The organism is Blautia sp. ZXY-1-B12 (genome assembly GCF_056339915.1).
The window spans coordinates 1-11,969 of the sequence record NZ_JBWJVP010000043.1 but is presented as its reverse complement, the minus strand read 5'-3'; the positions used below and the strand labels follow the sequence as shown (position 1 = coordinate 11,969).

The window sequence follows — 11,969 nt, the reverse complement described above, 5'->3', positions numbered from 1 at the left end:
ACAGGTTGTGAAAAAACGTCAGAAAGATATTTCCGATATTGATCAGAAGATCATTTCCATGTATGCCAAAGGAATGAATACCCGGCAGATTTCCGAAACCATCGAAGATATTTATGGCTTTGAAACTTCTGAAAGCTTTATTTCTGATGTGACTGATAAGATCCTGCCACAGATCGAAGACTGGCAGAACCGGCCACTGGACGAGGTCTATCCCATTCTCTACATTGATGCAATCCATTATTCTGTAAGGGATAATGGCGTGATCCGAAAGCTTGCTGCTTACGTGATTCTGAGAATCAACACGGAAGGGAAAAAAGAAGTTTTAACCATCAGTGTTGGCGATAACGAAAGCGCAAAATACTGGCTTTCCGTTATGAATGAACTGAAAAATCGTGGTGTCAAAGATGTATTAATCATCTGTGCCGATGGTTTAACCGGAATCAAAGAAGCGATCGCAGCAGCTTTTCCAAAGACGGAATACCAGCGCTGTATTGTACACCAGGTAAGAAACACGTTGAAATATGTCCCGGATAAAGACAGAAAAGCCTTCGCTGCGGATCTGAAAACCATTTATCAGGCCACAGATGAAAAGAAAGCTCTGGCAGCCTTAGAGCGTGTAACAGAAAAATGGACACCGAAATATCCGAATTCCATGAAGCGCTGGAAGGATAACTGGGACGCAATCTCGCCGATCTTTAAATTTTAAACGACGGTCAGAACGGTGATTTATACTACAAATGCTATTGAATCCCTGAATTCTACCTACCGGAAACTGAATCGCCAGAGAAGCGTATTTCCAAGCGATACAGCTCTATTAAAGGCACTGTATCTTGCCACATTTGAAGCTACAAAGAAATGGACCAGTACGATCCGCAACTGGGCACAGGTGTATGGTGAACTGAGTATTATGTACGAAGGACGCCTCCCAGAGTAACGAATAAACGGGCGAATAAGACGGGCGGAAAACCGCCTGCTCTTGACATGCCATTCAACAACTGTTATATATAAAACAAGGGTGAGAAGCCTGATTTTCAGGCTTGCCACCCTTGCATATCATAGAAGAATCTTATTTACAGACTTTTTCTCACAGTCTCTATGATTCTAATAATATCATTGCGAGCTTTCTGATAAGTTTGTAATTTATTCTTATCGTTTGGATACAGTGCTGGATAATTCTTTAATAATGTATCAACATCATTTAAAAATGGAATCAAGTCTTTACCAAGTGTTTTTTTGTATATTCTGATATCATTTGAAAAATATGACTGGACAATTTTATGCCAGGGGATTAGCTTGGTCAATTCGTCTATTGCGATAAACATCGAAGAATACGGATGAAGAGCTTGTTCTGTTTCTGGAAGATCTAATATTTCACATGTTATTTTTTCTGTAATTGCTTCATTTAGATTGCGAAAACTTGAGTTAGATTCAATTCCTAAATAATCTTTCCTGAATAATCTATGCTTTACAGATTTTTTATGAACATATTCGTGCAGGAATAATCGCTGTGTGACTTTGGAATCTCTTAATACAATCTTCTTTGTTTCAATGTCGAATTTGCCTGCTTTGTTTTGTAAATCTGGATATTGAGTATTACATAGCGAGTCTGTAATAATTTGTATCCCTTCGTTAATATTATCACAATTTTTGGATATTTCATATTTTTTAAAAAAATCATTTGTTTTATCGATTAGCTTATTTGTTATAATCTTATTCCAAGTATACAATTCTTTTTCCTCTTCTGTAAATGTAATGTTTTATCTAAGTGTACGTTTATTATTCATTGTTCTTGCTTATAATCAGGCAAAAAACAAATCTTCTATATATTAAAATGATAGCATTATTGCTTCCAGAATTCAACGACGCATTTTTTCATACAAAAATATCATTATTATAAATTATCTTATACTTTCGATGTAGAAAATTGAGAAGATGTAATGTTTCTGAAGAATCATTAAGTAAAAAAGTGAATTCGAATTCACTTTTTTGAGAAGAGTATCAGAAATGGTACTCTTTTTTCTGCTTAATCTTCCAGCCTCTCTGAAAAAGTTCCATAACCAAGACCTTTTCTTGTTTCTTTTTATTTGTGCCAGTTTTTTAATATTGGTACATCCGCGGAGATTCCCTCCACAAGGATTTCGTCTCATTCTGAAAATGTCTGTTTATCCGCGGAGATTTCCCAGAGTAATTCACCGGTTGCCAGAAAAGATCGAAAACCGAAACTGCTGCGTAGAATCATGACGCTCATTCTTTCTTTGCAGCCTGGATACTATGAGATACACCGGAGGTTTGCAATCTGCGTATAATAAATCTGCCAGTAGGGTATAGCAGCATTCTATTCTTACATGTTAGTAAAACGGATAACTCCGCGGAGAATAACATTGCTATCTGGTAGTCACTCTGAAAGTGTCGGTTTATCCGTGGAGACTCCCCAGGGTAATTTTCCGAATGTCTGAAAGGATTAAAAGTCTACACTGTTGCAGAGGATCTTGACAATCAATCTTTCTTTGCAGCCTGGATACTATGAAATACACCGGAGATTTGTGGTCTGCGGACAATGAATCTGCCAATGGAGTTCATCCGCACTCTATTCCTATAAGAAGTAAAACAGATAATTCCGCGGAGAATAACGTTTCCATCTGATAGTCTCTGGTATTAGGAATCGCAAGCAGAGAATCCCAAACTTATAGAAGAGTACCTGAATCATTTTTATTTTCTCCCATTTCTTTCTTTTTTATAATCCCCTTTTTTCCGTACCAGTTTTTTACAGCCCCTGTCTATGCTAAAGTATAACCATCAAATACAACATAAGCAATTGATTTTACAAGCCTATGTGGTATAATACTATTAACCTGGATTCGGGCTTGGATCGTCAGTCGGCTGGATGCCGCGGAGAATATTTTTATATTCAGTATAAGCCCCGAATCGCATTTTCTAATTATAAGAAAGGATGTTGTTTTATGAAGAAAAAAGTGATTTCTATGTTACTGGCTGTTTCTATGGTTTCTACTTCTCCGATTTATGCTGCGGAATTCTCCGATGGAAACAGTGTTGTTGTGAATGATGCTGGTACTGTAAATGGAACGGATGCTGATTCTGCAGATTCCGCGGAGATTCCGGATACTTCTTTATTTTCTTCTGATGCTGTCGATGGTGCGGGTGTTGTAAATGACAGTGTGGACGCTGGAGAGGATTCCGCGGAGAATGCTTTCTCTGATCAGGAGGTTCCGGATGTGGATGACGGATCAGGTAGTGGGGTGGATGCCGCGGAAGTAAACGTAGCTCCAAACGGAGTTTATGATTATAAATCTGATTTAACATCTTATAAAGTAAATGCTGTAGACCGAGCTGTTTCACAGATTATTTCAGAAACTGGGATAACAAGCCAGAATACAGATTTAGAAAAAATTTCTATGATTATGGCGTGGTTTAAAAAGAACACTTCTTATAGCAATGAAGAGGAAACGGGAAATCAGAATCCGTATGGTTCTTTAGTTTTAAGAAGGGCTGTATGCGGAGGTTTTGCCGCAGGACTTTCAACGATTTTGACAAAACTGGGAATTGAAAACTACGTTAGAAGAGGTCATAATATTGAAGGTGATGGTCACGCCTGGGTGGAAGTGAAGTTAAATAATAAATTCTATATTCTTGATGCTACAGCTACTTGTTATAAACCAGGCGGTTTCTTGGAAGATTACAGTGGTCATTGGTTTAAAGATATTTGGGAATCAAATGATCACACACGTTGTGCAAATACATATTCATACAAAGGCATTCCTGCTTCTGGAATAGAATACATTGGAGCAAATGGTAACAGTTTGTATGTTAGTTCAGATGCAGGTTACTATGTAAATGACGGAGCTGGATGGAAGTCGGCATCTGAGATTCCAGGTCTGCTTTATGGATCTTCTGTTGTTTCTTTCTCAACAGAGATAGAAAACATCATTGGAGACGGAAATCTTGTCAAGGATCCTATCTTAAGCGGAAGCAGTCGTACAACTAGATTCTACATTTCAAATCCGGGAGCTGCGGGAAGTCAGGAAGCTGCGGAGTCATTAACCTGCAGGGTGGACAACGAACAGATTGCGTCTGCAAAAATAACGGCAAGAGGTAAAGGATGGGTGGATGTTACTGTGACAGGAAAGTCTGCCGGAACAACCACTTTAAGCGTTTTTGCTCCAAACGGAGTTACTGGTACGCTTCCGATAACAGCCTTAAATGCTTCCGTCTCAAAGGCTCCTGTGATTCAGGCTCATGTAAAGAAAAACCTTCCTTTTGTCTATTTGAAATGGGATCTTACAAAAGATGTCCTTAACAATGCAAATAGTATGGGATATCAGATCATGGTGGGCGATCCGAAAACAGGAGAGTATACTTTGGATAATGATGTAAGATTAGATGAGTCGGATTTCAAAAAAGATTATTTTGCATCTGCCACGATAGGATTTGGTGATACGAAAAAAGTGAAGGTTCGTCTCTATGAAAAAATGGACGACGGAACCATATCTTATGGAGATTATTCAAATGAGCTGACAGTTTCTACTACGCCTGGATATGTCAGAATGGAATCTGTTTCCATGAAAAACAATAAGGCGTATTTGAAATGGTCGAAGGCAGAGAATGCTGATGGATATGTGGTCTACCGTAGAATTGGAAAAACTGGAAAATATAAAAAGATTAAGACCATTAATTCCGGAAATACCCTAAAATACACAAATTCAAAATTAACCTATGGTAAGAAATACTGCTATAAGGTTAAGGCTTTCCATGTAACTCCGGAAGGAAAAAAACTCTACACGAATTGGTCTAACGTTATAAGCCGTACTTGTAATGTCAAGTAACTCATGACTAAAGTCACGAGCTTGCGAAAGCAGGTTCTGGTTTTAGCTGTAGGGTTACTGAGCAGGGATACGGTGACGTATGCGTGTATCCAATGGCATCTTCGGATGCCGGAGGGTGCTGGTACCGGCGGATGTCATGCTTTTCAGCAGGATTCCAGTCCTCCGTTCTACAGAGCATACGCCAAGTCCAGGAAAACAAACGTAAGCACAGTGCCTCAGGCTTACCACCGGTGCGGGAGGACCGTTCCTCCCGTGAAACAGCACTGCTAAAGGAGTTAGTATGACAGCATTGGAAGAGAGATTATCGAAAACAGAATATATCTATGTCCTCGGTTTTGATGGGAAACCCCAGATGCCGACCAGACGGAAAAGGCATGTCCTGAAGCTGCTGAAAACGGGCAGGGCCCGGATCGCAGAGGATATCCCGTTTACGATCCGGCTGACATACCGAAACGCGCCCGTTCTCCAGCCGGTAACGCTGGCGGAGGATCCGGGCAGGACGAACATCGGGGCCGCAGTCCTGTCCCCGCTTGGAGGCCTGCTGTTCGCCGCCGTGATCGAGACCAGAAACAAGGAAATCAAAAAACTGATGGCTGACCGCAAAAAAAGCCGGCAGGCATCCAGGAGAGGGGAACGAAAAGCCCGCCAGCGCCTTGCAAAAAGATATGGTTCCATGGTGAAGTCCGGCATGGTCATGCGGAAACTGCCCATGTATGCTGCGGACAAATTTGTGACCTGTAAATTCATCCGGAACACCCAGGCCCGGTTCTGCAACCGGAAACGCTGTCCGGACTGGATCACCCCAACGGTGCAGCACCTGGTACAGACACATCTGAACATCATCCGGAAGATCAGCAAGTATCTGCCGGTCACAGACATCGCATTTGAAGTCAGCCGGTTTGCGTTCATGCATATGGAAAACCCAAAAGCTATGGGTGTGGATTTCCAAAACGGTCCGCTGAAAGGATATGATGATGTAAAAGAAGCCATCCGTACCCAGCAGCATGGAAAATGTCTGATGTGTAAGAAACCCATCGCCCATTTCCACCATATCGTGCCACGCAGCAGGGGCGGCTCCGATACGATCCAGAACCTGGCTGGCCTCTGCCCGGAGTGCCATACGAAAGTACATACGGATACCGCCTTCCGAAAGGATTTCGACGGGAAGAAAAGCGGTCAGTTAAAGAAATATGGTGCCCTCAGTGCCCTGAACCAGGCAGTCCCGTTCATCTGCAAAAAACTCCTGGAAGAATACGGGAAGGAGCATGTACATTCTGCAGAGGCCTGGATACCTCCCTGATCCGGACTGCCCTTGGATTTGAGAAAACAAAAAAGAACCAGATGCATGAGGTGGACGCTTACTGTATCGGGCTTGCAGCACTGGAGGTCAATGAGGTGGAAACGCCTGCGTTTGACCATACCTTCCAGATACGCCAGTTCCGGAGACAGGACCGGTCCATCATCCATCATCAGACCGGCCGCTCCTATTACCAGGGAAAAGAAAAAGTTGCCCAGAACCGGAAACCGGGTTTCGAGCAGAAAACAACGGCTCTTTCCCAGTGGTATGAAGAACAGGTCAGGATCCATGGGGAGAAGGAAGCGGAGAAGCTGCGGAGCCAGCTCAGGGTTGAGAAGAGCTGCAGGCATTACAATGACATGGACCGGTTCCTGCCGGGAGCCGTATTCCTTTATGAAGGCAAACGATACGTGCTGTCTGGAAGGATCACAAACGGAAAATACCTGCGGGCCTGCGGACAGGGGATGAAAAATTTCCCTGCTGCAGAGTGTACGTTCATCCGGCATAATGCAGGATTGGTTTTTATTTGATATTTGAAACAGTTATATTACATTTTCCAGGCGCGTCCGTATCTCACGACTAAAGTCACGAGTCTTGGACGCGTAGATTAATAAAGAAAAAAGTGAATTCGAATTCACTTTTTCGGGAAAAGAGTATCAGAGATGATACTCTTTTTTTTATTTTCATCATATTAGATTCGTCCATTCTGTGATGAGGTTTATGCAAAGCTTTAGGTATGTGAAATTATTTCTAAAAATACTGATTTTGAAAGCGTTAAAAAGCAAAAATCATTTTTTTTCTTTTTAATCATATTATCCTTGTCCAAATTATGGATAAGAAATTAGAAAGGAGGTTCCGGCGGATGAGACATAAAACTGGCTCACCGCCACATGACAAAACTGCGTTTGCCATGGGAGCCCTTTGGGGAAATAAGTCACCGCCGGTACGATTTATTGGCGGAAAAGTGAAACTTATTTTTTTGAAAGGAGCTCTTTATGGAAAGAAAGAAGAAAAGCGCGCTGTGTAACAAGGTGATTTCCTTGTTTACATCTCTTCTTATGGTACTTAGTACCATTATTGGGTATATCCCAACTTCTGCAGTCAGTGTTTCCGCTGCAGACAGTTATCCGTTACAGGAGATCTCTTCCGGAACTAAGCTCTCATCGTTGAGAAAATATAATCCGAAAAGCGATATCCTTATTAACCCTACCCCGGATAAGATATCTGGTTATTCAACAAATGATGATTTTGATAAAAATAAGGATGGTTCTTTATGGAAAGACAAATCCGGAAGATATCTGCGTATCAGAACAAAATCTGGTTTTGCAACTTTTGACGGCAAGCAGTGGACTGTTCGTAAAGACCAATTTCATCCAACTATTACTTATTACAAGGCCGGATATGACAAGAAAAACAAACAGTATTACAATCTGACCATGCGTGTTGAAAAATACGAGTCTGACGGTTATATCTGGTACATGGCTGACAGCAGTACGAGGGATAAACAGTATTCCAAGATTACCACAAAACCAGAGTGTCCGTATATTTATATTGACACAAAGAAGTCGTCTGTTGGTATTTCCGGATTAAAAAATGTACAGTGTAGTTTTACCTGGTCTAAATGGACAGAGGACAATGGTTCAGAAGATATCCCAGCTGGACAGGTAGAGAAACTCACTTCTTATATTACTATCAGGGATCTTGATAATGGACAGGCGATGAAAATTGCAGGAAATCAGAAGGGTAAACTTGACGTATATAAACTCAAAGGTTCTAAGTTTATTACCGAGCAGGATGGGTGGTATGTTTCAAAAAGTGGTGAAACAACTTCTCCTAGTGATAAAAAATCATGGGTCCAGGCATTATTGACAGGAAATCCGACTTTTATTATGTGGTTCCGTGCCAATGAGCCCAATAAAGTTGTACATGATACGGAATATAACAAGCAGTGGGGAATGCCTGCGAATACTTGTTATAGTTGGAATAAAAACAATGCCGGTATGATCTCTGGTAATTATTTTGAGTATACCGCAGAGTCTTTGATCAATACAGATCCAATCCCAGAGCCGACTCCGACTCCAGGTGGGGATCCAGAACCAAACGATCCTTCAATCGAGAAAGTAGTAGTCCAGAAGGGAGGTTCTTACGATGATGCATACGAAGCTGCATCCCCCAGGAAGATGCCTTTCCGAGATCAACGATTAGGATGATTACGATTATCTGATCAAGACAGCAGGTCCGGGAGCTGAAACAGATTCCTACGAGATCGTGGATACTCTGGAAGACTGTTTGACAATTGATGATACTCATCATATCACTATTACTGATAAGGATGGCACGAACGTGTCCAATGACTTTAATCTCTCGATTAAAGGTCAGACTATTACCGCTTCTGCAAAAGCTGACTATATGAAGTCCAGTGACTTCAAGAAAGCTGATCAGGAGTTTATGGTTCGCCTTACCGTACACAGAATTAAGACAAAAGATGTTTATACCTTTATGGCACCATGGATCGCAAATGATCCGGAGAACACAGGATATACCTTCTATGTTCCGAATGCGTCTACTGTACGGTATCATGTCAAAGATGCTAAGGAAACAACACAGCTGGATTCTGAGGAGTGCTGGGTAACTGATGAGATCAAGTCTAAATTGACAGTGGAAAAAGATGCGAAATATGATGACTGGAAAGTCGGAGATGAAGTATCTTACTCTGTTGAGGTAACCCAGACAAAACAGGATGGATATGCAACAAATGTTGTCGTAAAAGATATCGACATCCCTTCAAGCCTGAAACTGGTGAACAATGGATGGGAAGTATCCGGGACCGAACAAGCGGAACCATTCCTTCAATGTCTTCTACTGAAGAGGGAAATGGATGGATCCTGACATGTCCGTTACTGCAGTACAATGAGTCCATCAAGATCACATTCAAATGCATCGCAACAGCGGATTCTAATGGGCAGGACTGGATCAACACTGTAACAGCTGAGGCAGATAACTTTACGGATGATGACGGCAGCAGCATTACTGCTTCCGACAGCGCAGAAGTATGGGTAAACAGCCCGGTTCTTACTGTTGATAAGGTAGCTGACCGTTATGAGTATGAAGTAGGCGATACTGTGAATTATACAGTAAGCGTAAAGAATACTGCAGACTATACGATCGCACAGAATGTGGAAGTTTCCGATATTGATATTCCAGAGGGACTGGAGCTTCAGGGTGACCCGACGATCGAGATGGGTGGCGAAGATACATCTATCGGATGGCCGGTTGTAGATGGGACAACGACCATCGCAACAGAAGAGAGAGACAACAATGTGGAAGTCACAAGTGATGGAAACAGCTGGACAATCAATGCGAAATACCTTACATCCAAACAGCCTCTGAATATTACATTCAGCTGTATTGCAACAAAAGCAGCAAACGGTGTGGAAAGCCAGAACGTTGTATCTGCAACAGCAGACAATTTCTTAAGTCTTGATGAAAATCAGGAACCGCAGACCGCACAGGATGATGCAGAAGTTTATGTAAACACCGCTTACTTTGACATCGAGAAAACATCCGATGCATACGAATGGCAGGTAGGTGATCATGTACCGTTCAATATCACAGTCAAGAACGTGAATGACGAGGGTACACAGGATCTTGCCGATGATGAAAAATATGCAGACGTTGATGAAGGTGAAAAAGAGAAGATCGGTGCCGCAGGCAAAACAGTGGCACGTAACGTGATCATCACTGATAAAGACATCCCTGCAGGATTCAAACTTGATTTTGATTCTGTAGATGTACAGACAGGTGATACATCCAAATCCGTAGAGGATGAGATCGACGAGCAGTTAGCAGCTCTTGATAATGATACGGAACAGTCCATGACAGAAGATGAGATCCTTGCAAATGCAGGTATTGACCTGGATGAGGACGGAACAGGTTCTGATGGTGATACAGATCTTGATCTTCCGGAACTGAATGGAGATCAGGATGGAACTGGTGATTCAGGAGATACAGATCTTCCGGATGGAACTAATCCAGAAGAACATGAACCGACTCCTGCTGAGGAAATGACTGTAACAGGTATCCCGGACAGCTTTGAAGACCATGTAGCAGGTACCGCTGATAAGACAAATAACGTTGACGAATCCTTATGGAACGAAACCGTTACAACTCCTATCACAAAAGAACTGACACAGGTTGGAAACGGCTGGGAATTAAAGATCAGCAATCTTCCGGCAGGAAATGATGTAAACATTAGATTTACCTGTGAAGCACTGGAAGCCGGAAACGGAGCAGAAGGTGTAAACGTTGGTACTGTATCCGCAACAAACGGTATTGAGAAATCCGATGATGCTGAGGCATATATCAACACTGCTGCTTTATCTATTGATAAACAGATGGTAAATAAGTATGCTGCAGGCGGAGAAGAGGATGCTCAGGACGGACGTGAAGGATATGAGTTCCGCGTTGGTGATGATGTTGAATACAAACTGGTAGTTAACAACAACCAGAAAGGTTCCATTGCCAGAAACGTAGTAATTTCCGATACAACCATTCCTGTAGGTATGGAACTGGATGAGAGCAGTATTACTGTTGAAGGTGTTCCGGAAACATATGTGAACCCGGTAGCCGGAACAGACGATCCTGCAAACCAGTTAGATCCTGACCATTACAATGAGACATCCGTAGAACCAGTCAACTACAATGTTGAGCGTGTAAACGGTGGCTTCCAGGTTACTATTGATAACCTTCCTTGTACAACAGGCGATACTCTTAACAACGTAACAACACCGGTTGTTATCACATATCACTGCACACCAGGTTCTATCTTAAACGGATATGAAATTATCAATACAGGAAAAGCTGCTGCTGATAATGCAAGTGAAGTAAAAGATTCTGAGAGAATCTGGATCAACAGTCCAGAACTCAAGGTGATCAAAGATTCCGACCGTTATGAATACATGGTTGGTGACACTGTCACATATCAGGTAGACGTAACTCAGGAACAGGCAGGATGCCTTGCAAGAGACATCACGATCACTGATGTTATCGACACTGAAGGAGTAAAACTTCAGAAAAATTCCATCGTCCTGATCGACGAAGACGGTAACAAGATCGAGCCGGAAAGTGTTGAAGTAAATGGCAACACATTTACTGTAAACACAGGACGCAACCTGATCAACAATAAATCCGGATATACCACAGTTGATATGTCCAAGGCTGATGATGAGAAGGGTGACTCCGGATACTTCCAGAACGGTGAATATAACCCGTTAGGAATCGACAAAGAATCCAAACTGACACTTGAATATGCCGTAGAGATCACAGATGAGGATCTTGCAGGACAGAGTATCCATAACACCGTAACTGCCAATTCCAAGGAAAATATCCCTGTAGAGGATGAGCATGAGGTTCTTGTTTACGGACCAGCCCTTGACATTGTTAAGGAATCCGATAAGACAGAATATCAGGTTGGCGAAGAAGCTCAGTACAAACTGACTATCCGCGAACTCCGTGACAACATCACTGCAAAACAGGTAGTTGTAACAGATGCATTCCAGCAGGAAGGCATGAAGATCTCCAAGATCAATGTCAGACTGAATGGAGAAAATCTCGACACTGCTGAGATTGAGCAGACTGCAGACAATGCGTTCACGATCAATACAGGAGCAGACCTGACAATCGAAGATAAGCTGGAAGTATTCTATACAGTAGTCTTCACAGATCCATCCCTTCATGATCAGGATATCGTAAACGTTGCAACTGCAAAAGGTGAGAATACTGAGGAAGAGCATCAGGATAACAGCGTTCACATCGTGGATGAGACACCTGGA

General features: G+C 42.2%; 8 protein-coding genes and 1 pseudogene. 8 read left to right on the top strand and 1 reads right to left on the bottom strand.

The window, feature by feature from the left end; all coding sequences use genetic code 11:
• A pseudogene (locus tag AC075L_RS03405) lies at window positions 1-934 on the top strand (IS256 family transposase); the annotation flags it as partial.
• A 136-nt stretch (window positions 935-1,070) separates the two neighbouring features.
• On the opposite strand, the gene AC075L_RS03400 reads toward AC075L_RS03405, so the two are convergent.
• Entirely contained in the window at window positions 1,071-1,727 is a 657-nt protein-coding gene (locus AC075L_RS03400) for a hypothetical protein (RefSeq protein WP_476387142.1), read from the bottom strand.
• 1,233 nt (window positions 1,728-2,960) lie between these two features.
• On the opposite strand from AC075L_RS03400, the gene AC075L_RS03395 reads away from it, so the two are divergent.
• The 7 genes from AC075L_RS03395 to AC075L_RS03365 all read left to right on the top strand — a co-directional run.
• Window positions 2,961-4,841: a transglutaminase domain-containing protein gene (locus AC075L_RS03395; RefSeq protein WP_476387141.1), complete on the top strand. Its 1,881-nt coding sequence runs from the start codon at window positions 2,961-2,963 to the stop codon at window positions 4,839-4,841.
• A gap of 280 nt (window positions 4,842-5,121) precedes the next feature.
• Window positions 5,122-6,141, top strand: coding sequence for an RRXRR domain-containing protein (locus AC075L_RS03390; RefSeq protein WP_476387140.1), 1,020 nt, complete (start codon window positions 5,122-5,124; stop codon window positions 6,139-6,141).
• Window positions 6,142-6,182: 41 nt separating this feature from the next.
• A complete protein-coding gene (locus AC075L_RS03385) occupies window positions 6,183-6,668 on the top strand; it encodes a hypothetical protein (protein ID WP_476387139.1) in 486 nt (161 codons plus the stop codon).
• Between the two features lie 332 nt (window positions 6,669-7,000).
• Complete coding sequence (locus AC075L_RS03380; protein ID WP_476387138.1) at window positions 7,001-7,165, top strand: hypothetical protein; 165 nt, start codon at window positions 7,001-7,003, stop codon at window positions 7,163-7,165.
• Window positions 7,134-8,348 carry a hypothetical protein gene (locus AC075L_RS03375; protein WP_476387137.1) on the top strand — a complete coding sequence of 405 codons (1,215 nt, stop codon included), beginning with the start codon at window positions 7,134-7,136 and terminating at the stop codon, window positions 8,346-8,348. Before AC075L_RS03380 ends, AC075L_RS03375 begins: the two co-directional genes overlap by 32 nt.
• 10 nt (window positions 8,349-8,358) lie before the next feature.
• A complete protein-coding gene (locus tag AC075L_RS03370; RefSeq protein ID WP_476387143.1) occupies window positions 8,359-9,027 on the top strand; it encodes a hypothetical protein in 669 nt (222 codons plus the stop codon).
• On the top strand, window positions 8,949-11,969 hold a 3,021-nt coding region (locus AC075L_RS03365), incomplete at its 3' end, for a COG1361 family protein (RefSeq protein WP_476387136.1). The genes AC075L_RS03370 and AC075L_RS03365, both read left to right, overlap by 79 nt.